Origin of the sequence: Streptomyces sp. NPDC059906, assembly GCF_042730645.1 — a bacterium.
GTDB classification, from domain to species: domain Bacteria; phylum Actinomycetota; class Actinomycetes; order Streptomycetales; family Streptomycetaceae; genus Streptomyces; species Streptomyces rubrogriseus.
Map to the genome: position 1 here is coordinate 117,156 of NZ_JBHWKU010000005.1, position 21,824 is coordinate 138,979.

Sequence of the window (21,824 nt, forward strand, 5' to 3'; positions counted from 1 at the left end):
GCACTCTTCACCTCGTCACAGAGACGCACGAAGCACGGACGAGGGAGACGGCACCATGAGGCTACGCAAGGGCAAGCGCCAGAAGGCGGACGACCGGGCGGGGGTGGACGGGGTGGACCACCGCCCCGAGGTTCCGGCCGCCACGCCCGGGCTCGCCGTCGAGCTGCGCGGGGTCCGGCGGCAGTACGGCCGCGGCGCGGGCACCGTGCACGCCCTCGCGGGCATCGACCTCGCCCTGCCGCGCGGCACCTTCACCGCCGTCATGGGCCCGTCCGGGTCCGGCAAGTCCACCTTCCTGCAGTGCGCCGCCGGGCTCGACCGGCCGTCGGCGGGATCGGTGCGCCTCGGCGGCACGGAGATCACCGGCATGAACGAGAACGAGCTGACCGAGCTGCGCCGCAGCCGCCTCGGCTTCGTCTTCCAGGCGTTCAACCTGCTGCCGTCGCTGACCGTCGAGCAGAACGTGCTGCTGCCCATGCGCCTGGCCGGGCAGCGCCAGGACCACCGCCGGGCGGCCGAAGTGCTGGCGCAGGTCGGGCTCGCCGACAAGGCGCGGCGCCGGCCCGGCGAGCTGTCCGGCGGCCAGCAGCAGCGGGTGGCCGTCGCCCGCGCCCTGGTCACCGCCCCCGATGTGATCTTCGCCGACGAGCCCACCGGCGCCCTCGACACCGGCACCGCCGCCGAGGTCCTCGGCCTGCTCCGGCAGGCGGTGGACACCCTCGGCGCCACCGTCGTCATGGTCACCCACGACCCGGCCGCGGCCGCCTGGGCCGACCGGGTGCTGTTCCTCGCCGACGGGGCCTTCGCCGACCACCTGGAGCGGGGTTCGGCGGAGCAGATCGCGGCGCGGATGACCGCGCTCACCGGCCGTACGCGGGCGATGGCCGGGGCGGGCGCCGGTGCCGGGGCGGGGGTGGCGGCATGAGCCTCAAGCCCAACGGCCTGGCCCGCGCGGCTGTACGTTTCAAGCCCGCCTCGTTCGCGGGCACGTTCGTCGCGCTGATGATGTCGGCGCTGATCGTCGCGGCCTGCGGTGTCCTGCTGGAGACCAGCATCCGCGCCTCGGTGCCGGCCGAGCGGTACGCGAACGCGCCGGTCGTCGCGGCGGCCGACCAGTCCGCGCGCGTCGTCGCCGACACCGTCGACGGCCCCGAGGAGACCGCGTATCCGCTGCCCGACACCGCCCGCGTGGACGCGGGGCTCGCGGCGAAGGCCGCCGGGGTGCCGGGTGCGGCCACCGCCGTAGCGGACTTCACCTTCCCGGTGCACGGCGACGGTGCGTCGGGCGCGCTCACCGGCCACGGCTGGGGCTCGCACGCCTTCACCGGCACCGCGCTGTCGAAGGGCGCCGCACCGCACGCGGGCGAGGTCGTACTCGGCGCGGACGCGGCCCGCGGCGCCGGGGCGGGCGTCGGTGACACCGTCGTACTGGAGACGGCCGACGGCCGCGCCGACTTCCGGGTGTCCGGGCTGGCCGAGGCCGGTGCCGGGGACACCGCGGGCGAGGGGGCGGGCGGCGCGGCCACGGCCTGGTTCGCCGACGCCGAGGCGCCCGTGCTGGCCGGGCACCCCGGCAAGGCCGACGCCATCGCCGTCATGGCGAAGGACGGGGTCGACACGGACGCCCTCGCCGCCGCCGTGGAGAAGGCCCTCACCGGCACCGGCGCGCAGACGCTGACCGGGGACGACCGCGGCGAGGTCGAGGACCACGGGCTGGCGTACGGCAAGGAGACGCTCTTCGCGATCGGCGGCTCCTTCGGCGGCATCGCCACCCTGGTCGCGGTCTTCACCGCGGCCGGCACGGTCGCCCTCTCCGTCGGCCAGCGCACCCGCGAGTTCGCGCTGCTGCGCGCCGTCGGCGCCACCCCGCGGCAGATCCGGCGCGCGGTCGCCGCCGAGGCGCTCCTGGTCGCCCCGCTCGCCGGGCTGCTCGGCTGCCTGCCGGGCATCGGGCTCGCGCACTGGTGGTTCGGGCAGATGCAGGACCGCGGGGCGGTTCCCGAGGCGGTCGAACTGCACGTCTCGGGGTTCCCGCTGCTGGCCGCCGTCGGCGTCGGGCTGCTCACGGCGCTGGGCGCCGGCCTCGCGGCCGGGCGCAGGCCCGCGAAGATCAAGCCGGGCCAGGCGCTCGCCGAGGCCTCGGTGGAGCGGCTGCGGCCGGGTGTCGTCCGTACCGTCCTCGGTCTCGCCGCGGTCGGCGGCGGCTCGGCGCTCGCCGGTGTGGCGGCCTCCGCCGCCGGTTCCGACGCGGCCAACGCCTCCCTCGGCGTGGTCATGCTCTTCATGCTGGCCGTCGCCCTGCTCGGGCCGATCCTGGCCAGGGCGTGCGCGGCCCTCTTCGGCCTGCTGCTGCGCGGCGGTGACGCCTCCGCGTCGCTGGCCGCCGCCAACTCCCGTACGAACGCCCGCCGCCTGGCCTCCGCGATCACGCCGATCGTGCTGGCGATGGCCTTCGCCTCGACGCTGGTCTTCATGCACACCAGCGAGAGCCACGTCGCCTCGGAGCAGCTGCGCGACGGCATCACGGCGGACCACGTCGTCACCGCCCCGGCCGGCCTGCCCGCCGACGCCGCCGACCGGGCCGCCCGCGCGCCCGGCGTCGACGCGGCCGTGAGCCTGCTGGACACGCAGGTGCTGGTGCCCGTCCGGGGCGGCGGCGAGACCTCGCTGCAGGGGACGGCGACCCAGGGCATCTCGGGCTCCGGCGCGCAGCTCGCGAAGGTGCAGGACCTGGACGTGCGCGAGGGCGACCTGGACCGGGTGGGGCCGGGCCGTATCGCCATCGACAGGACCCTCGCCACCGCCACGGACACCGGCCTCGGCGACCAGCTGTCCCTCTACCTCCCCGACGGCACGAAGGCGGCTCCCGAGGTCGTCGCGGTCTACGGCCGCGGCCTGGGCCTGCCGGCGGTGACCATGGACCGCGCCTCCCTGGACGGGCACGTCACCTCCGCCTTCGCCGACACCCTGCTGGTCAGCGGCGGCGACGCGGAGCCGCTCGCCCCGCTCGGCGAGGTCACCGACGCCTCCGGCTACGCGCTCGCGCAGAACGTGGACCGCGAGTTCGGCGCCTGGGCCAACTACATGATGGCCGCCGTGCTGGGCGGTTTCGCCGCCGTCGCCGCGGTCAACACCCTGGTGATGACGGTCCTGGACCGCCGCCGCGAACTGAACACCCTCCGCCTGGTCGGCTCCACCCGGCGCCAGGTGCTGCGCATGCTGGGCTGGGAGAGCCTGCTGGTGTCGGCGGCGGGCGTGGCCCTGGGCACCGCCATCGCCATGATCACGCTGACCCCGATGATGCGCGGCCTGACCGGCGAGTTCCCGCACGTCCCGCCCCTGCTGTACGCCGCCTTCGCGGCAACCGCGGCAGCCCTCGGCCTGGCCGCCGTCACCCTCCCGGCCCGCACGGCCCTGCGCGACCGGGGGGCGGTCTGAGACCTACCGGTGCGCGAGGCTCCGCCGGGGGGCGGAGGTCCGTCCGGGGGGGAACGCCGCGGGCCTTGCAGCGCGAGATTCGCCGCAAGGCCCGTAACGGGTACGCCCCGGCCAGGGCGCTGATCCGGCCGATCGTCCGACCGACCTCTGAAGGGGCATGGGGATGACCACTGCGATCACCGCGGGGTTCGCCCACAACGCCCGCCCGTTCCTGTACGGGCTGGAAGAGGCCGCGGTCTGTGAGGCCCTGCGCAGCGGCTACTACAACCACTCTGCCGTCACCGACCGGTTCGAAGCGGAAGTCGCCCGCTTCCTGGCGGTGGAGGACACCATGGCCGTCGCCTCGGGCACGGCCGCCCTTCACGTGGCGCTGCTGTCTGCCGGGGTCGGGCCCGGACACGAGGTCATCGTGCCCTCCTTCACATTCTGCGCGACCGTGCAGGCCGTCCTTGCCACCGGGGCATCGCCGCGGTTCGCCGACATCGACCCGCGCACGCTGTGCACGGAGAGCCCCCAGGTGCTGGAGGCCCTGACGCCTTCCACGCGGGCGGTGGTGCCGGTGCTGTACGGGGGCACGGAGCCTGGGGATCACCGCCCCGGCTGCCGCCCGGGCCGGCCTCACCACGTACGACGTCGACAGCTTCGGCCTCCGGGTGCAGATGCCGTCGCTCAACGCAGCCATCGGCCTCGCTCAGCTCGCGCACTTCGGCCGTGCGGAGACGAAGCGCAAGGCGCTGTGGCGGCGCTACGCGGCAGCGCTGAAAGGCCTGGGCGATCTCACGGTGGTGGATGTCGACATCGACCGTACGGTGCCGCATCTGTGCGCCGTACGGGTACTGGACGGCCGGGACCAGGTGTTCCGCGCCTTGCGTGAGCGCGGCATCGGCGTCGGCACGCATTATCCGCCCAACCACCTGCAACCCGCCTTCGCCCGCTGGCAGCGGCCCCTGCCGGTGACGGAGCAGGTGGGCCGGCAGATCATGACACTGCCGTTCCACCAGCACATGACCGACCCAGACGTCGATCACGTGGTGCACGAGCTGCGCAGCGTCATACGGACTCAGGTCCGAAGGTAGAGCCCCGGCCCGGTCAGCCGGACGCGGCGGACAGGATCACATCCACGAGCCTGTCCGCAGCGTCCGGCTTGCCGTGCGCCCGGGCCTGCTGAGCGATCGACGCCCGGCACGCGGGTTCCATGAGGAGCGGGCCCACGGCGTCCCGCAGCGTTGCCGCGGTGACTTCACCGAGCAGGGCCACGGCCGCGCCACCCTCGTGCAGATGCCGAGCGTTGTGGGCCTGCTCGTTGCCGGCCGACGTGGCCAACGGAATGAACACGGCCGCCTTGCCCAGCGCGGTCAGCTCAGCGAGCGTGCCCGCCCCGCTGCGGGAGATCACCACATCGGCCAGAGCGAGTACGTCAGGCAGCTCAGGGCCGACGAATCCCGTCAGGTAGTACCGTGCCGCCTGGCCGGGCGGAAGCCGCGTGGAGTGCTCGTGCAGGGCCTCGACATTGGCGGTGCCGCACTGGTGCACCACGTTGGCGTGCTCCAGGAGCCACGGCAGGACGTCTCGTACGACCTCGTTGATCTGCTGCGACCCTTGGGCGCCCCCGGTGACGTAGATGGTGGGTAGCCGGCGGTCGAAACCCGACAGTCCCAGCGTCTCAATGGCCTTGTCGGCGTGCCCGGACAGTACCTCCGGCCGCACAGGGTTGCCGGTGACGACCGCGATGCGTCGCGCTTCCTCGGACAACAGGGGGATCGTCGACTCGGAGGAGACCGCGATCCGGGTGGCCGACCCCGCGAGCTTGCGGTTGGCGAGCCCCAGGCGAACGGTCTGCTCGTGCAGGACCAGAGGCCGGCGGCACAGGCGAGCGGCCAGACCGGCGGGCACGGCGACATACCCGCCAGTGGCCAGGACGACGTCCGGCTGGAAGTCGGCGATTGCCTTGCGGGCTTGGGCGACTCCGAGTGGCACTCGGGCCATGTCCTTCACGTTCGCGGGGGAAACCATCTTCAGCGGGTTGCTGGAGCGGCGGATCTTGCCGGTCGCGACCGGAGTGAAGGCGATGCCTTCGGCCGGCGCGACGCGCGCTTCCAGCCCGTCCTGAGTGCCGATCCACAGCACCTCCAGCGCCCGCCCGGATGCCGCCAGACGGGCCTGGAGCGCGCGGATGGCGGTCAGGGCCGGGTAGGTGTGGCCGCCGGTGCCACCGCCGGTCACCGCCAGGCGGAAGCTCGGAGCCGGACCGGCGTCCGGGGCGTAGGGGTGCGCACTGTTCACGAGGAGTTCCCGTCTGGCCGTATGGGGATCGCTCGTACGCTAGCGGATCTGAAGGGCGCGCCGGCGTACGAACGCGAGCCTCGTGGCGAGAACGCCGGCGCTGGTTCACGAGGACGGTCACGCGGGCGTCGAGGACGGCCGCGATGCGCATCAGCTCGCTGAAGCGGGGGTCGGCTTCCCCACGTTCGATGCGCTGGCGATTGCTCCGGCTGAGGCCGGTCGCCTCGCAGAACTGCTCCTGGGCGTAGTGCGCGGCGGTCTTGCTGCGCAGGGGAAGGCCCGGCCGGGGAGCGGAGACTCGTTCGGTGGCGGGGCACCTCGGCGCCTGGCCGCGACCCGCCCGGTTGGCGTGGCCACGGCCGGGGTGGGGGCCGCCTCGGGCGCGGGCGTCCCGCCGGGCGCGGGGTTGGCCCGTGCGTCGGGTCACCCTGTTCGCAGCCCCTCCGCCGGAGGTGTGCGCAGGGCGTGGCGGGTGGGGAGTTCGGTCGTGAGGTACGACGTCAGTGCCACCGTCGCCGCCACCGCCGGGAGGAGCCAGGCGGGGCCCGCCGGCCAGGGGTGGCCGAGGAAGCCCTGGCCGAGGAGGGCCAGGGGGACGGCGGACAGCAGGAGGCCGGAGACGAGGGCCGCGGCGGCGATCACCGTGGCCTCGCGGCGCATCATCGCGCGGATCTGCCGGGGCGTCGTGCCGACCAGGCGCAGCGCGGCGATCTCCGTCCGGCGCTGGGCGGTGGCGGCGACCAGCTTGTTGGCGATGCTCAGCAGCAGATAGCCGAGGAGCACCACGACCACCGCCAGGTTGATCCACACCTCGGGCGGCGCGTCCGCGCCCGTGGCGTCCGGGGCGGTGCTCGCGAGGGCGAGGCCGGGTCGGCCGGCGGCCAGCGCGGTGAGGGCCCGCCCCGCCGCCCCCGTGCCGTCGGTGCGGACCAGGGCCCGCTGGTCCAGGCCGGTCGTGGTGTGCCCGGCGGCCAGCTGGCGGGAGAGGACGACCGGGCCGAAGCCCAGTCCCCGGTCGTACACGGCGACGACCCGGGCCTCGACGCGCGCCCCGTCGCCGAGCACCAGGCGCACCCGCTTGCCGAGCCCGGCGTCCCGCGTGCGGGCGGCCTCGGCGCTGACGGCGACCGTCGCCCCGGTCAGCCGGTCCAGGCCGCCGTCCGTCACACCGAGGTCCACGACGTCCCGGGCGTCCGGCGCGAGGATCATCGCCGAGGCCGACTCGGCGACGGGCTCGCCCAGCTCCTCGTACTCCCACACCACCGTGGTCGTCCCGGCCGGCGCGGCGGCCCGTACGCCGGGCACGTCCCGCACGGCGGACAGGGTGCCCTCGGGCAGCCCGCCCAGCGCCGGTGCCGTCAGCTCGTACTGGGCGAGCGTGCCGGTGCGGGTGTCGTCGGAGGTGGCGGCCAGCACCGTGGTCTGGGTGAGGGTGTAGGTCAGGACGAAGACGACGCCCATGGCCAGCGGGCTGACCACCCCCGACAGCCGCAGCGCGTAGGCCCGTACGTTGGACAGCGCCAGCCACGTCGGCGCCGCCACCCCGGGCCGCAGCCGCCGTACGGCGGCCTCGCCCGCGCTCCTGGCCAGTGCCGGGCCGCACAGCGCCAGCCCGATCGCGGCGAGGATGCCGGCGACGGAGGTGACCGAGGCGCCGAGGACCGTCCGGGACAGCAGCGGCACCACCGAGAGTGCCGAGGCCCCGAGGATCAGCAGCAGCCCGGCCCCGGTCCGTGCCCGCGACGGGGTGCGCGGCTCGCTGCGCGACTCGGCGACCGCCTCGGTGGCCGGCATCCGCGAGGTGCGCCAGGCCGCGCACCGGGCGGAGAGCTGCACGGCCGCCGCGACCAGGAGCAGTGTGGCGAGGGCGGGCAAGGGACTGACGGTGAGGGGGAGTTCGGACGGGAGTACGTCGCGGTCGGCCAGCAGCTTCCGGAAGTGGCCCGCCAGCAGGTAGCCGACCGCCACGCCCGGCACCAGGGCGAGGGCCGCGACGACCGTCGACTGCCCGGCGGCCAGCCGCCGGATCTGCTTCGGCGTCGCGCCGACCGCCCGCATCAGCGCCAGGTCGCGGCGCTGCCCGGCGATGGTCACGCCCAGCGCGCCCGCGACGACGAACCCGGTGATCAGCAGCACGATCCCGCCGAGCGAACCGGCGAGCAGGATCAGCAGCGAGCGCGCCGAACCCACGCCCGGGGCCACCGCCCCGCCCCGGTCCGCGCCGGTGGTCACCCGGAGCCCCGTGCCCGCGACCTCCTCGCGTACCGCGGCGGCCACCCGCGCCCCGGCACCGTCGGCGGTCCGCAGGCCGATCAGGTCGACGGTCCCCGCGCGCGGGCCTTCGCCCCCGGCACCGCGCCCGGCCAGCGCGGCGGCCGTCCCGTCCGCGAACCAGACGCCGCCGCCCGCGCCCGGGGCGTCGACCAGCGCGGAGATCCGGTAGGCGGCGGCGGGACGGCCGCCCGCCACGACCCGGACCCGGTCGCCCACCGCGAGGCCCGCCGCGTCGGCCGCCACCGCGTCCACGGCGACCCCCTTCGCACCGGACGGCGCCCGCCCCTCGACCCGCGCGCCCGCCAGCAGCCGCGTCGAGGACCAGCCGTGCCCCGCCGTCACCGGGTCCTGCGCGACGGGGACGGGCCGTCCGCGCCCGTCGAGCAGCGCGGCCGGGAAACCGATGTCGCCGACGGCCGCGGTCACGCCGGGCAGGGCGGCCAGCCGGTCGACGAGCCGGGCCGGGACGGTGGCCCGCTCGGGCAGGGCGATCGGCAGGTCCCCGCTCGGGTGGAACTCCTGGTCGGCGGCGACCACGACGTCCGCGCCGCCGAGCCGCCCGGGCGGCAGCTGCGAACGCAGCCCGGACTCAGCGAGCACGCCGGTGGTGGTGAGCAGGGCCGCGCCGCCCAGCACCGCGCACGCCACGGCGAGCAGTGCGGTGATCCGGTGCGCGGCCATCCGCAGGGCGAGGTGCAGCATGCCTACCGCTCTCCCAACGCGACGAGACGCTCGGCCAGTTGCGGGGCCGTCGGCCGCTCCAGGGCCTCGACCACCCGGCCGTCGGCCATCACCAGCGCCCGGTGGGCGCGGGCCGCGGCGGCCGGGTCGTGGGTGACCATGACCACCGTCTGACCGAGGTCGTCGACGAGGGCGCGCAGCAGGCCGAGCACCTGGTGGGCGCTGCGCAGGTCCAGCGCGCCGGTCGGCTCGTCCGCGAAGACGACGGCCGGTTTCGCCGCCAGCGCCCTGACGACGGCGGCCCGTTGCTGCTGACCACCGGACAGCTCGGCCGGGCGGTGGGAGAGCCGGTCGGCCAGCCCCACCCGCTCGGTCAGCGCGCGCAGCCAGTCCCGGTCCGGGCGCCGGCCGGCCAGGCGCAGCGGCAGCGTGATGTTGTCCTCGACGCTGAGCGAGGGGATGAGGTTGTACGCCTGGAAGACGAACCCGACGCGTTCGCGGCGCAGTTCGGTGCGGCGGGTCTCGTTCAGGCCGGAGATCTCCCGCCCGTCGATGCGGACGCTGCCGGAGGTGGGGGAGTCCAGCCCGGCGGCGCAGTGCATCAGGGTGCTCTTGCCGGAGCCCGAGGGCCCCATCACCGCGAGGAACGTGCCGTGCTCCACGGTCAGCGACACCGCGTCGAGCGCGCGGACACCGCCCGGGTAGGTCCGCGCGACCCGGTCCAGCGCGATGGCGGGCGCCCGGCGCCCGGTGACGGTCGCGGCCGGGACGGCGGTGCTCATCGCCGCCCCCGCAGACGGCGTACGACGAGGGCGCCGGCGGCGAGGACGGTGACCACACCGCTGGCCAGGTGGAGCGGGGCGGCGGCACCGGTGAAGGAGAGGGCCATGTTGGCGACCGCGCTGAGCACCACGACGGCCCACAGCAGCGCGCGCACGACGTCCCCGCGGGAGACGGCGTCCGGGCCGTCGCCGTCGCCGTCGCCATGGCCGGGGGTGGGCGCGGCCTGGGATGTGCCCAGGCGGTAGGGGTCCTGGTGGTCCTGGTGGTCCTGGTGCGTCATGGCTGCGGCCTCCGTCGGCGTCGCTCCCGGTCGTCTTCTTCGTCGTCTTCGACGCTAGGGAGCGAGACCCCCCGCGGCCGATCCCGCGGGCCGCCCGGTCCGGGGTACAGCAGGCTGTACTTTCCGGTTCCGCACGCGCCCGGGGCCCGCCCGGGGCCCGTCCGGCGGCATAGGGTCGGGCACGCCACGCCGCAGGTGCGTACGGCCCGGAGGGAGGCAGACGGATGACGGTCCCGGTTGCGTCCGTGCGGGAGACCGCCGTACGGACCCTGCGCGCCGCCCGCGCCGCGACGGGGCAGCTCGTCGGCGGACTCGGTACGGCGTTCCAGGCGCTGGGCGTGCTGGTGCTGCTGGCGGTGGCCGCCGTGACCGCGCCGGTCGGCGCGGGGCTGCTGCTCGCCCCCGGCGCACTGCGCGCCCTGCACGCGCTCGCCCGCCGGGAACGCGGACGCCTGTCCGGCCGGGGCATCGAGATCGTCCCGCCCGATCCGCCGCCCACCCGGCTGCGGCCCGCCCTGGCCGACCCCACCACCCGGCGCGAGCTGAGCTGGCTGGTCCGGCACGCCACCCTGGGGCTGCTGCTGGGCCTGCTCGGCCTGCTGCTGCCGCTGTGCGCCGTGCGGGACACCACCTTCCCGCTGTGGTGGCGGCTGAGCCCCGGGGAGGCGACGACCACGTCCATCGGCATCGGCACCGCCCACGGCTGGCCGGACGCGCTCGCGGCGACGCTGCTGGGGGTGGGCTGGACCGCGATCGTCCTGGGCCTCGGCCCGGGCATGGCCCGCCTCCAGGCCGCCCCGGCCCGGCGACTGCTGGTGGCCGGTCCGGGCACGGACCTGTCCCTGCGGGTGGCCGAGCTGACCGCGACCCGGGCCGCGGCCCTGGACGCGCACGCCACCGAGCTGCGCCGGATCGAACGGTCCCTGCACGACGGCGCGCAGAACCGGCTGGTGTCGGTGACGGTGCTGCTGGGCGCGGCGCGCCGGATGGCGGCGCGGGATCCGGCGGGCGCCGACGAACTGCTGGAGCGGGCGCAGTCCGCCGCCGAGCAGGCCCTGGCGGAGCTGCGCCAGGTGGCGCGGGGCATCCTGCCACCGGTCCTGGCCGACCGCGGCCTCGCGGGCGCGCTGTCGGGCCTCGCGGCGGACTGCGGGGTGCCGTGCCGCGTCGAGGCCGACGTGCCCGAGCGGTGCGCGGCGTCGGTCGAGGCGACGGCGTACTTCGTGGTGGCCGAGGCGCTCACCAACATCGCGAAGCACAGCGGCGCCGCCCGCGCCTCGGTCACCGCACGGGCCCGTGGGGGCCGGCTGCGCCTGCTGGTCGAGGACGACGGCCGGGGCGGCGCCGACGAGGACGGCGGCTCGGGCCTGACCGGCATCCGCCGCCGCGTCGCGGCCCTGGACGGCACCCTCCACCTGACCAGCCCACCCGGCGGCCCCACCACCCTGGACGTGGACCTCCCCTGCGGGCGGTGACCCACCGGGACGGGGCCGGGGGCCGAGGGCGCCTCGGGTCCGACCGGGGTCCGCGGCCGTGTCGCGGCGTTGGACGTGCCCCCGGGGCCTGACCAGCCCACCCGGCGGCCCCACCACCCTGGACGTGGACCTGCCCTGCGGGCGGTGACCCACCGGGACGGGGCCGGGGGCTGGGAGGGCCCCGGGTCCGACCGGGGTCCGCGGCCGTGTCGCGGCGTTGGACGGCCCCCCGGGGCATGACCAGCCGGCCCGGCGGCCCCACCACCCTGGACGTGGCCCTCCCCTGCGGGCGGTGACCCACCGGAACCCACCGGGAACGCCCCGGAACCCACCGGAACCCACCGGGAACCCACCGGGACGCGTCCCGGGGCCGGAGGTACCGTGGAGGAACCGGGGGACGCCGCGCACCGGCCCCGACACCGGTGCCGCTCCCGGCGATCGACGACACCGGGCCGGACCCGCCCGAGCCCGGGGCAGGACTCGCCTCATGACGGTGCACGTGCCGGTGCGGCCGGCGACCACAGAGCCTCACGGACGCCCCGCCGGCACCCACCGGTCGGGCCCGGCACAGCGCTCCTCGCCACAGGCCGGGGAACGGCTGCGGCCACTGACCCGGCGTCAGATCGAGGACCGGTTCGCCGAGCTGGGCAACCTGTACGCGCAGACCTCCGGCGGCGGGCCCCGGGCGTGGAACGCGGCCCGGGGCGCCTTCCTGCGCCGGCTGGCCGCCGACGTACGGCGTCCGGGCTTCGGCCTGCTGATAGCGGAGACCACCGTCCTGACCGGCTGCGCCTACGGCTACCCCGTGCCCGGCGGCGCCCCGCCCGGCGTGCGGGGCCTGGAGCGGTACCTGACCGGGAGCGTGCTGCCCGTCGCCGCGTCGGGCCGGCTCTTCCTGGTCTCCGGGATCGTCGTCCCGGCCCGGGTGCGCCGGGAGCACCACGACCGGGCCTGGAACCTCGCCCGCCGCCTGCAGACCCGCCTGCTCGCCGAACACGACGCCGCCCTCGGCGTCACGCTGGTGGACCGAGCCGACGGCGCGACCGTACGGGCGCTGCGCTCCTGGGGCTGGCGCTACGCGGAGGGCGACACCCTCCAGTCGTCCGTGCTCGGCCCGTACGGCGTCCTGGTCCTGGGGCCCTGAGCGGCATCGCGGTGAGTCGCCGGTTTGCGTCCGCAGCGACCCGTCGACGCCGGTGTCGTGATCACATAAGAGGTGTGCCGTCGTGGAGGTACAACGGTCGGCCCGCCTCCAGTGCCAACAGGGTGTGCCCGAATCGCCGTCGGATGCGGTCACCGAGGCGCCCGGCGGCTTCGGCGGCCGTGACGAAAACGGCTTCGGACACTTCGTCGTCTCGTGGCCGCAGTCGATCGGCCTGTTCTTCGCTCAGGACGCCACCGTCGAAGACGAACGCGAGCTGATCATCCCAAGGACCGTGCGGGGCAACCCAGTCCACCACCAGTAGCCCGAGCACAGTGACGCGTACACCGAGTTCCTCCATCAGCTCACGACGGACCGTTTCCTCCGGCGGCTCGTTGGCCTCCGACATCCCACCGGGCAGGTCCCATCCCGGCTTGTATGTGGGGTTTACCAGGAGTACACGACCAGAGGGATCCCGCAGCAGCACATCGGCCGCCGCACGCTTGCGGGCCTGCTTGGCGTTGCCCTCCGCGAGGTATGCGTTCCACGCGTCCGCGTCGGCAGGATCGGGGGCTGGGGGCCTCATACGGTGGTGCCTCCCGGAGACGGAGGGATCAGATCGGTCAGCAGGAGCATTCTGGCGCGGCGTGCGTCATCGAACCGCACCAGGTAGTCCCGGACCGGTCGGTGCCCCCGGTGCGGCTCCAGTACTCGGCGCAGTCCGTCGAGCTGCTGCAGCACCCGGACCGAACCGAGAGTCGGGCTCGTACCGAGTAGGTCGTGGCCGACGCTCACTGCGGCGTCCAGCTCGCCTCGGCGCACGTGGAGGTCCACCAGGCTGATCCGGCTGAGGGCCAGGGACCGCGCCCGCCCCGCCTCGCGCAGGGCAACAGCTTGCCCGGCGTACGACAGGGCCTCGTCGTACTGCTCCAGGTCACGCAGGATCAGAGCTGACTCGCCGGCCAGTGCGGCGGCGTCGAACGGGCTCAACCAGGGGTGATCGGCATCGGGCGACGCCTCCAGATCACGGTGTGCTGCCGCCAGAGCCTGGGCGGCCGGGGCGCGCTGCGATGCGACCGCCAGCGCACGTGCCTGCATCGTGTGCAGCCGCGCCGTCAGCGTGGGAATCAGATGCCCCCGCGCGGCCAGGTCGAGCCCGGTCCGCGCCCAACCGACAGCCCCGGCCGGGTCCCCGGTCTCCAGGGCGAGATGGCTACTGCTCGCAGCGACGTGCGCGGCCAGCGGGAGGTCACCGGAGGCGCGGGCCAGGGGGAGAGCGCGGGCAAAATGCTGGGCCGCGAGGTCGTCATGACCGGAGTCGTGCGCCATCCAGCCCGCCATCTCGGTCAACGCGGCAGCGGCGGCGAACACCTGCGGGCTGCTGCCGATGCCGACCAGCCGGGGCGCCACTCGGTCCGACAGATGCCGGACGACAGCCCCGTACAACCGGCTGCCGCCGGTCTGACGGTCAGCACTGCGGAAATGATCCATCGCCACCAGGTCGTCACTGTCCGGCGGCGGCCGGTCCATCCGCTCGTGTTCGGCGGTCGCCGATGGGGGTTCCCACGAGCGTCGAGCCAGCCCCAGCAGATGGCCAGGGATATGGAGGGCATCAGCGATCTGCTCGAACAGGGTCAGCTTCTCCACCCGGCTCTTGCCGTTCATGTACTCGTACAGTCGCCCCTGCGTGATGTCGACGGCGGCAGCGATGCGCCGCGTACTGACGCCCCGTGCATTGAGCATCCGGAACATCGTGCCCATGTCTCGCTCGGAGCACGCATTGATCAGGCGTTCATCCCCGAGCAAACCGGCGACGACCTCACGCGGATCCGGTAACACGCGGTCCATGTACCGCTCCCCTCAGTAGTGAATGGCGTCGATGCCAGGATCAACGCCGCTGAGGTGACTCCGTGTTGGAGTCATCTTCTGGAGTCTCTCCATACCCCTCTGCACGCGTTGACTGTCTGTCAGCCCGCCGGAACGCGCCGCTGTGCACGCATCTCGGCCCGCCCTGCCCGCAGGTCTCTCCCCGAGGCGCGCGGGCGGGGCCGCCCCCAAGCCACCCAGACCAAGGCGTGACGACGACCATGACCAACGAGCGAGTGAGACCAGGGCAGTACCCGCGCCAGAGCGCCACCCTCGCGAGCGATGCCGCCACTGTTCCGGTGGCGCGTCGGATAGTCCGTGAGGCGTGCGCAGAGTGGGGCATGGGTCAGGACGCTGCTGAGACAGGCATGCTCCTGATCTGTGAGATCGTCACCAACGCAGTCCGCCACGGTCGCTCTCGCAGCGTCCGGGTGATCGCCGAGCGACCGCACCCTGACCGGCTCCGCGTCGCCGTGGTCGACAAGTCCCGCCGTATGCCCGAGCTGCGCACCGTTGGACCGGACGCCGTTGGCGGCCGTGGCCTCCTCTTGGTCGAGGCCCTCTCCGACCGCTGGGGAACCGACCTCCTTCCCTGGGGCAAGCGCGTATGGGCCGAGATCGCGATCAAGGTGTGCGACCCATGACCGGCCGCCATCGCATGTGGGAAGCCGACGGGGCAGCCTCCGGCGTCGGGCTCCTGGGCTCCGTCGCCGTCGGACTCGGTCTGGTCGTGTCCGTGATTTCCAACGAGGTTCGCACGGAGTCTGCCCGGGCTGTGTACTCCGTTCCGCACAAGGAGCCGTACGCAGCGGCTCTCGCCGCACCGGCCCCCACAGCCACTGATGGATCACCCGAGAGACGAGGAGACTCATGCACCAGCCCTTGACGTCACTGGATCAGATGAAGCCTTGGGGACTCGGGCGCATGCGGCCCTACCCGGCCGCGGCGATCCTCTCCGCTGCCCGGCCCGTCCTCGACCCGCACACGCAGATCCCGGCGTGGGTCGGGCTCGACGGCGCACCGCTGACAGCGGAGGCCAAACACAAGCGGTCGGAGACGTCGCAGGAGACGAGCACGAAGACCAGCCTGGATGGCACCCCGGACCAGGGCAGCGACCAGAACGGGGACTCCGACTGATGGCTGCGGGCGGGCGGCCCGTCCTCGTCGTCACACGCCTGGACGACGCGACTGCGGACGAAGTGATCGCCGAACTGAACCAGCGTCGCGTGCCAGTGGTCCGCCTGGACCCCGGCGACTTTCCGCGCGAGGTGGTCCTTTCCGGCACCTACGACAGCGGTGGGACCGGTGGCACCCTCGCCACCGCGTCCCGGAGCGTCGACCTGGGGAAGGTCCGCTCGGTGTACTGGCGGCGGCCCACCCCCTGCACTGCCGACGTCTCCATGGACGAGCAGACCGGCCGGTGGGCCGTCGAAGAAGCCCGCTACGGCCTCGGCGGTGCCCTTGCCGCTCTGTCCGGCGCGCACTACCTGAATCACCCATGGCGCAACCGGGACGCCGAGTACAAGCCGGCACAACTGGCCGTGGCTGCTGCCTGCGGCTTTACCGTGCCACCCACGCTCATCACGAATGACCCCGACCGCGTCCGCACCTTCGCCGCCGAACATGGCCCGGTCATCTACAAGCCGCTCAGGGAGACCGAGTACGCCGACGACACCGGCCGTGCGCTGACCGTGTGGATCGAGGATGTCACGCCGGGCCAGATCGATCATCACGTACGCCACACTGCGCATCTGTTCCAGCAGCGCGTCCGCAAGTCCGCCGACATCCGCCTTACCGCAGTCGGTGATTGCCTCACCGCCGTCCGCATCGACGGTGCACCCGGCGTGGACTGGCGCCGCCATTACGACCGGCTCACCTACACGCCCGTGCCCGTCCCCCGAGGCATCGCCAGAGGCGTGCGCGCCTACCTCGACGCCTTCGGACTCACCTTCGGTGCCTTCGACTTCGGACTGGACAGTGATGGCGCCTGGCACTGGTACGAGTGCAACCCCAACGGTCAATGGGCATGGTTCCCCGACCACATCACCGCGCCCATCACGCACGCCATCGCCGACCGTCTACAGCACGGAGCCTCCGCATGACCGACCCCGCAGACCTGCGTCGTCAACTCGCCGCCGCCGTCCCTGTGGACGACCCGGCATGGCGCACAGCCCTCGAAACGGTGCCCCGCGAACCCTTTCTCGGCAACGGCCTGTTCCAGTTCGACGGCCGACAGTGGATCCCCGTACACCGCGACCGGACCGATCCCGAAGAGTGGCTGGGGCTCGTCTACCAAGACACCACCTGGGTCACCCAGGTCGGCGGCACCACCGCCGCCGACGCCACGGGGCCCGTCACCGGCCGCCCCACCTCGTCCAGCACGCTGCCCTCCCTGATCGTGCGCATGCTTGACGTCGCGGGGATCAGCGAGGGGCACAAGGTGCTGGAGATCGGCACCGGTACCGGCTACTCCACCGCCGTCCTGTGCAGCCGCCTTGGCGACAAGAACGTGTACTCCGTCGAGTGCGATCCGGGCTTGGCCGTCGCGGCGGCGGACCACCTCCACGCCACCGGGTGTCATCCCACCCTGATCACCGGAGACGGTCTCGCCGGGCACAAGGACGACGCCGAATACGACCACCTCGTGGCCACCTGCGCGGTCCGTCATATTCCTCCAGCCTGGCTCTGTCAGGTACGTGCCGGCGGAACCATCACCACCACCGTCAGCGGATGGATGCTTGCCTCGGGACTCGTCCGCCTCGTCGTCCAGGACGACGGCACCGCCACCGGCCGCTTCCACACCGACGAGATCAGCTACATGCTCGCCCGGCCCCACGAACGCCCACCCCGGCCCACTTTCCACCAGCTTCCCGGCCAGACACGTGCCACCCGCGTGAACCCCGCACTCCTGGACGACTGGACCGGGCAGTTCCTCGCTCAGCTCGCCGCACCGTCCGCCGAACTCATGAGCACCGGCACCGGCGTGATCCTCGTGGATGTCGCCACCGGATCACAGGCGTGGACCGAACCGGCACGAGACGGCTGGACCGTGCACCAGCACGGCCCTCTTCGCCTCTGGGATCAGGTGGAAGACGCTCTCGCTGACTGGCAGGAGGCAGGCTTGCCCCCGCACTCCGACCTCGGTCTGACCGTGGACCCGGACGGGACCCAACGCGTGTGGCTCGGGACACCCGATGGCCGCTCCTGGAGACTGCCGGTCTGACCTGACGACGACAAGAGCCCCCGGCAGTGAAAACCTCAGCCGTTGAAACATATATTCGCCCAAGGTGGGAATACATTCCGCCGCGAAAATTACCGGTCTCCGTCGGCGATTTCTTACCGGGTTGTCGATGTATTTCGTGCTAGGCTGGACATCAGTTGCAGTTGTGGTTGCCATTTGTGTTACCGGGTTTCCGGGCAGGTGATCATCGCGGCGATGGGGGGCTCGCACAGTGCGGGCCTTCAACACTGCCTAGGAGAAAAAAGCATGGCTTCCGGTACCGTGAAGTGGTTCAACGCCGAAAAGGGCTTCGGTTTCATCGCGCAGGACGGCGGCGGCGCCGACGTCTTCGCCCACTACTCGAACATCGCCACCCAGGGCTTCCGCGAGCTCCAGGAGGGCCAGCGGGTGAACTTCGACGTCACGCAGGGCCAGAAGGGCCCGCAGGCGGAGAACATCGTTCCCGCGTAACAACACGCGCCCAGTACGCGCCGAGGGCCCGCACCGCACGGTGCGGGCCCTTCGTGTGTTCACCAGCCGGTCGCCACCAGGTGGTTCAGCAGCAGCGCCAGTACCGCCTGCGCCGTCAGCCAGCCGCGCGGCCGGGTGAGGAACGCGCAGGCCGCAAGGAGCCACAGGGCGAAGGGGAGCCAGATGCGTTCCGTCTCCGCCTTGCTCATGCCGGACAGGTCGGCGGCCAGCAGGGCGAGCAGCCCGGCGGCCACGAGGAACGCCAGCCGGATCTCCCCGGCCCGCCCCTCGTCCGCCCCCACCTCGTCCGCCCGCACGCCCTCGGCGCGCCGCCGGAGCAGTACGCCCCCGGCCCGCCGCAGTCCCGCCACCGTGGCCAGGCCCGTGATGAGCACCGTGCAGGCGAGGTTGGCCCACACCCAGTACGCGTAGGGGCGGACGCCGGCCGCGCCCTCGTAGTAGCGGGTGACCAGCAGGCGGTACGCCTCCCACCAGTCGAACCCGGCCGCCGTGAATGCCACCGGCACCACCGCCGCCCCCGCCAGGAGCGCCGCGAGCAGCACCGGCCGCGCCCGCACCCCGCGCCGGCCGAGCACGAGCACCGCCGCCGCGATCACCGCGAACAGCGTCAGACCGTACGAGAGATAGCAGGTCAGCCCGAACAGCAGTCCCGAGCCCGCCGCCCATCCCGGTGAGCGCCGGGTGACCGCGAGGGCGAGCAGCGCCACCGCCCACGCGGCGACCGCCGCGAAGTAGCCGTCGGCGGACGTGCCCATCCACACCGCGGCCGGTGCCAGGGCCAGGAAGGGCGCCGCCCGCCGGGCGAGCCGCTCGCCGGCCAGGGCCCGCACCGTGACCAGCACCGCCACGCACGCCGTCGCGCCCACGGTGATGGTCAGGGCCCCGGCCCAGCCCCCGCCGCCGAGCCCGATCCGGTCCAGCAGCACGTAGGTGAGCGTGGCCCCGGGCGGGTGACCGGCGACGTGGGCGGGCCAGTTGTCGGGGGAGTGGAGCAGGATGTGGCCGTTGAAGTCGCGCAGGGTCGCCGGGACGTCGTGCCAGCGGTCGACGACCGAGAGGTACTCCTGGCTCGTGGTGAGCCGCCCGGCGATGCCGCGTTCCCATCCGTCGATCAGGGCCAGCGACCAGGTCCACGCCAGCGCCGTGCCCCAGGCCGCGGGGAGCAGCGCGCGCCACGGCAGCCGGGCGGCGACGGCCGGGCCGTACGCCACCACCCCCGCCGCCACCAGGACGGCCGCCGGGGTACCGGGGCCCAGGTGCGGGTCCCAGCGGCCCAGCAGGGGCGGCCAGCCGACGATCAGGTCGGCATAGGTGTACACGTACCGGCCGACCAGGACGGCGGCCGTCACGAGGAGCGCGGCCGCCGCGGCGGCGTACAGGTCGGGGGAGGCGGAGCGAGGGCGGGAGCGGGGGCGGGGGCGGGTCACACCGGCACCGTAGGACGGAGGATCGCGCAACGGGCGGTGCGCAGGGCGGACGTCAGCGTTTCGTCATGGGTCGCGGACCGTCCCGGGGGCCCCTCGCGGCCTACGGTCGGGACATGCGCGACCTCGCCCCACGGCTCCCCTCCTCGCCGGGTTTCTGGCGCAGCCCGCTGCGCGGGCCCTGGTTCACCTCGGTGCTCGGCCTCGTCCTGCTCGTCGGCATCACGGTGCTGTTCGTGACGGGTCTGCTGTCCTACGCCGCCTACAACCCCGGTCTGGACCCGGTCAACGACAAGACCCCGGACAAGGGGATCCTCGGCTTCTACCTCTTCGCCTGGCCGACCGACCCGCCCTGGCTGTACCGGCTCACGCAGGGCGTGCACGTCACCGTCGGGCTGGTCCTGATCCCGGTGCTGCTGGCCAAGCTGTGGTCGGTGGTGCCGAGGCTGTTCACGCTGCCGCCGGTGCGTTCGCTCGCCCACGCGCTGGAGCGGATCTCGCTGCTGCTGCTGGTCGGGGGCGCGCTGTTCGAGTTCGTCACCGGGGTGCTCAACATCCAGCTGGAGTACCTGTTCCCCGGCTCCTTCTACCCGCTGCACTTCTACGGTGCCTGGGTCTTCTTCGCCGCGTTCGTCGCGCACGCCGTGCTGAAGACGCCGATCGCGCTGCGCAACCTGCGGGCGATGCGCGAGGAGCGCGACGACCTGGTCTCCCCGCGACCGGCCGCGCCCACCGTGTCGCGGCGCGGGGCCCTGTGGTTCGTCGGGGGCGGCTCGCTGCTGATGTTCGCCACGAACGCGGGGCGCAGCTTCGACGGGCCGCTGCGGGCCACCGCCGTGCTCTCCCCGCACGGCGGGCCCGAGCCGGGCAGCGGTCCGAACGGGTTCCAGATCAACAAGACGGCCGCCCACGTGGGCATCGACCCGGCCGAGACGGGCGAGGACACCTGGCGGCTCGTCGTCACCGGGCGCTCGGGGACCGTCCGGTTCAGCCGGGCCGAGCTGCTCGCCATGGAGCAGCACAGCGTGGCCCTGCCCATCGCCTGCGTCGAGGGCTGGTCGACGTCCGACCAGTGGTGGCGCGGCGTGCGGCTGCGGGACCTCGCCGCCCGCGTGGGCCACGAGGACGACCCGCCGGACGTGTTCGTCGAGTCCCTCCAGCGGCGCGGCGCCTTCCGCAGCGGCGCCCTGCGGGCCAACCAGGTGGCCGACCCGCGCTCCCTGCTCGCCCTGTACGTCAACGGCGAGGAGCTGAGCCCGGACCACGGCCACCCGGCCCGGATCATCGTGCCCGCCGCACCAGGCGTGCTGAACACCAAGTGGGTGGCCCGGATGACGTTCGGAGACCTGGGATGAACCTCCCGCGCAGGCCGTCGCGGCCGGGCCCGCCGCTCGGCAGCCCCCTCCAGATCCTCCTGCTGGCCTGCTCCTTCGCGCTCGCGGGCTACGCGGGCGTGCGGCTGCTCGCCGGGGACTGGCTCGGCGTGGTCCTCTGGTTCGTGGGCGCGGCGCTCCTGCACGACCTGGTGCTGCTGCCGCTGTACGCGGTGCTTGACCGGGCGGTCACGGGCGGTCTCGGCGCGGCCCGCCACCGCGAGTGGACCTCGTACGTCCGGTTCCCCGCGGCCTTTTCCGGGCTGCTCCTGCTCGTGTGGTTCCCGCTGATCGGCGGCCGGGTCGACGCGGGCTACGCGGGGGTCGCCGGGCTGTCCGCGGACGGCTTCCTCACCCGCTGGCTGCTGATCACGGCGGCGCTGTTCGGCGGCTCGGCGCTGCTGCTCGCCCTGCGGCTGCTGCGCAGCGCGACGAAGCGGCGCTCCCCCGAGGTCCACTGACCGGCGGGACGCCACTCGGCGTCGTGCGCATGGCGGAGCAGGGCGGGCGTGCCGACCCGCGCCCACGGGAACGGGTGGTCGCTCGCGCGGCCGGTGTCGCCGACGACCTGCACGTGGGCGCGCTCGTCGATGTCGGACCCGGCCGTCTCGGCGATCAGCAGACCGCCGGGCGCGAGCAGGGCGGCGACGCGGCCGAGCAGGGCGCCGGGGTCGCCGCCGATGCCGACGTTGCCGTCCATGAGGAGCACGGTGTCCCAGCGTCCCTCGCCGGGCAGCGGCTCGAACACGGAGCGCCGCAGCGACTGCCCGCCGAGCCGCACGGTGCGGGTCACGGCGGCCTCGCTGACGTCGATGCCGAGGACCGTACGGCCCCGGGCGGCGAGTTCGGCCACCAGCCGGCCGGGGCCGCAGCCCACGTCGAGCACGGCGCCCTCGCACCGGTCGAGGACGTCCAGGTCGACGGCGTCGGCCCGCGCGCACCAGCGCTCCACCTCCAGCGGCAGCAGCCAGCCGTCGGTGCGGCGCAGGAACAGCGGCCCGTGCCCCGACCGCAGGGCGGCGGCATAGGGGTCGGAGGTCTCCCAGGAGGGGGCGGGGGCGGGGGCGGGGAACGGCCTGCCGGGGGCCAGTCGC

Annotated in this window: 19 protein-coding genes and 1 pseudogene; 12 read left to right on the forward strand and 8 right to left on the reverse strand. The window is 74.1% G+C overall.

What is annotated here, in order from left to right:
• Nucleotides 1-55: 55 nt before the first annotated feature.
• From ACFV9J_RS10245 to ACFV9J_RS10260, 4 genes and pseudogenes are all read left to right on the forward strand, one after another.
• A complete protein-coding gene (locus ACFV9J_RS10245; RefSeq protein WP_385352438.1) occupies nt 56-925 on the forward strand; it encodes an ABC transporter ATP-binding protein in 870 nt (289 codons plus the stop codon).
• Complete coding sequence (locus tag ACFV9J_RS10250) at nt 922-3,438, forward strand: FtsX-like permease family protein (RefSeq protein ID WP_385352440.1); 2,517 nt, start codon at nt 922-924, stop codon at nt 3,436-3,438. The genes ACFV9J_RS10245 and ACFV9J_RS10250 overlap by 4 nt, the downstream gene beginning before the upstream one ends.
• 163 nt (nt 3,439-3,601) lie before the next feature.
• Nucleotides 3,602-3,955 (forward strand): annotated as a pseudogene (locus tag ACFV9J_RS10255) (DegT/DnrJ/EryC1/StrS family aminotransferase); the annotation flags it as partial.
• Nucleotides 3,956-4,097: 142 nt separating this feature from the next.
• The gene (locus ACFV9J_RS10260; protein ID WP_385352442.1) at nt 4,098-4,514 is read left to right on the forward strand and encodes a DegT/DnrJ/EryC1/StrS family aminotransferase; all 417 of its coding nucleotides are present in this window, start codon (nt 4,098-4,100) and stop codon (nt 4,512-4,514) included.
• 13 nt (nt 4,515-4,527) lie between these two features.
• Here the strand turns inward: ACFV9J_RS10260 and ACFV9J_RS10265 are convergent, their stop codons facing one another.
• The 4 genes from ACFV9J_RS10265 to ACFV9J_RS10280 all read right to left on the reverse strand — a co-directional run bounded on the left by ACFV9J_RS10265 (nt 4,528) and on the right by ACFV9J_RS10280 (nt 9,739).
• Entirely contained in the window at nt 4,528-5,661 is a 1,134-nt protein-coding gene (locus tag ACFV9J_RS10265) for a glycosyltransferase (protein WP_385352444.1), read from the reverse strand.
• A gap of 483 nt (nt 5,662-6,144) precedes the next feature.
• Nucleotides 6,145-8,697 (reverse strand): FtsX-like permease family protein, encoded by a 2,553-nt coding sequence (locus ACFV9J_RS10270; RefSeq protein WP_385352446.1) that lies wholly within the window; start codon nt 8,695-8,697, stop codon nt 6,145-6,147.
• Between the two features lie 2 nt (nt 8,698-8,699).
• The gene (locus ACFV9J_RS10275; RefSeq protein WP_385352448.1) at nt 8,700-9,458 is read right to left on the reverse strand and encodes an ABC transporter ATP-binding protein; all 759 of its coding nucleotides are present in this window, start codon (nt 9,456-9,458) and stop codon (nt 8,700-8,702) included.
• Entirely contained in the window at nt 9,455-9,739 is a 285-nt protein-coding gene (locus tag ACFV9J_RS10280; protein WP_385352450.1) for a hypothetical protein, read from the reverse strand. The genes ACFV9J_RS10275 and ACFV9J_RS10280 overlap by 4 nt, the downstream gene beginning before the upstream one ends.
• 224 nt (nt 9,740-9,963) lie before the next feature.
• Between ACFV9J_RS10280 and ACFV9J_RS10285 the strand changes: the two genes are divergently transcribed.
• Entirely contained in the window at nt 9,964-11,214 is a 1,251-nt protein-coding gene (locus ACFV9J_RS10285) for a sensor histidine kinase (RefSeq protein WP_385352452.1), read from the forward strand.
• A gap of 487 nt (nt 11,215-11,701) precedes the next feature.
• Nucleotides 11,702-12,358 carry a hypothetical protein gene (locus ACFV9J_RS10290; protein WP_385352454.1) on the forward strand — a complete coding sequence of 219 codons (657 nt, stop codon included), beginning with the start codon at nt 11,702-11,704 and terminating at the stop codon, nt 12,356-12,358.
• Nucleotides 12,359-12,419: 61 nt separating this feature from the next.
• On the opposite strand, the gene ACFV9J_RS10295 is transcribed toward ACFV9J_RS10290, so the two are convergent.
• Together ACFV9J_RS10295 and ACFV9J_RS10300 are read right to left on the reverse strand one after the other, a co-directional pair.
• Nucleotides 12,420-12,941 carry an NUDIX domain-containing protein gene (locus tag ACFV9J_RS10295; protein ID WP_385352456.1) on the reverse strand — a complete coding sequence of 174 codons (522 nt, stop codon included), beginning with the start codon at nt 12,939-12,941 and terminating at the stop codon, nt 12,420-12,422.
• Nucleotides 12,938-14,203, reverse strand: coding sequence for a tetratricopeptide repeat protein (locus ACFV9J_RS10300; protein ID WP_385352458.1), 1,266 nt, complete (start codon nt 14,201-14,203; stop codon nt 12,938-12,940). The genes ACFV9J_RS10295 and ACFV9J_RS10300 overlap by 4 nt, the downstream gene beginning before the upstream one ends.
• Before the next feature lie 239 nt (nt 14,204-14,442).
• Here ACFV9J_RS10300 and ACFV9J_RS10305 point away from each other — a divergent pair, with 239 nt between their 5' ends.
• From ACFV9J_RS10305 to ACFV9J_RS10325, 5 genes are all read left to right on the forward strand, one after another.
• Nucleotides 14,443-14,865: an ATP-binding protein gene (locus ACFV9J_RS10305; RefSeq protein WP_385352460.1), complete on the forward strand. Its 423-nt coding sequence runs from the start codon at nt 14,443-14,445 to the stop codon at nt 14,863-14,865.
• A 256-nt stretch (nt 14,866-15,121) separates the two neighbouring features.
• Nucleotides 15,122-15,358 carry a putative ATP-grasp-modified RiPP gene (gene tgmA, locus ACFV9J_RS10310; protein ID WP_385352462.1) on the forward strand — a complete coding sequence of 79 codons (237 nt, stop codon included), beginning with the start codon at nt 15,122-15,124 and terminating at the stop codon, nt 15,356-15,358.
• Nucleotides 15,358-16,323 carry an ATP-grasp ribosomal peptide maturase gene (gene tgmB, locus ACFV9J_RS10315; protein WP_385352464.1) on the forward strand — a complete coding sequence of 322 codons (966 nt, stop codon included), beginning with the start codon at nt 15,358-15,360 and terminating at the stop codon, nt 16,321-16,323. Before tgmA ends, tgmB begins: the two co-directional genes overlap by 1 nt.
• A complete protein-coding gene (gene tgmC, locus ACFV9J_RS10320) occupies nt 16,320-17,444 on the forward strand; it encodes an ATP-grasp peptide maturase system methyltransferase (RefSeq protein ID WP_385352466.1) in 1,125 nt (374 codons plus the stop codon). The genes tgmB and tgmC overlap by 4 nt, the downstream gene beginning before the upstream one ends.
• Before the next feature lie 264 nt (nt 17,445-17,708).
• Nucleotides 17,709-17,912, forward strand: a complete 204-nt coding sequence (locus ACFV9J_RS10325) for a cold-shock protein (RefSeq protein ID WP_003975194.1) — start codon at nt 17,709-17,711, stop codon at nt 17,910-17,912.
• Nucleotides 17,913-17,971: 59 nt separating this feature from the next.
• Here ACFV9J_RS10325 and ACFV9J_RS10330 read toward each other — a convergent pair whose 3' ends face one another.
• Nucleotides 17,972-19,360: a hypothetical protein gene (locus ACFV9J_RS10330; RefSeq protein ID WP_385352469.1), complete on the reverse strand. Its 1,389-nt coding sequence runs from the start codon at nt 19,358-19,360 to the stop codon at nt 17,972-17,974.
• A 113-nt stretch (nt 19,361-19,473) separates the two neighbouring features.
• Between ACFV9J_RS10330 and ACFV9J_RS10335 the strand changes: the two genes are divergently transcribed.
• Nucleotides 19,474-20,712, forward strand: coding sequence for a molybdopterin-dependent oxidoreductase (locus ACFV9J_RS10335; protein WP_385352471.1), 1,239 nt, complete (start codon nt 19,474-19,476; stop codon nt 20,710-20,712).
• A gap of 331 nt (nt 20,713-21,043) precedes the next feature.
• On the opposite strand, the gene ACFV9J_RS10340 is transcribed toward ACFV9J_RS10335, so the two are convergent.
• On the reverse strand, nt 21,044-21,820 hold the full coding sequence (locus tag ACFV9J_RS10340) for a class I SAM-dependent methyltransferase (protein WP_385352904.1): 777 nt from the start codon (nt 21,818-21,820) through the stop codon (nt 21,044-21,046).
• Between the last annotated feature and the right edge of the window lie 4 nt (nt 21,821-21,824).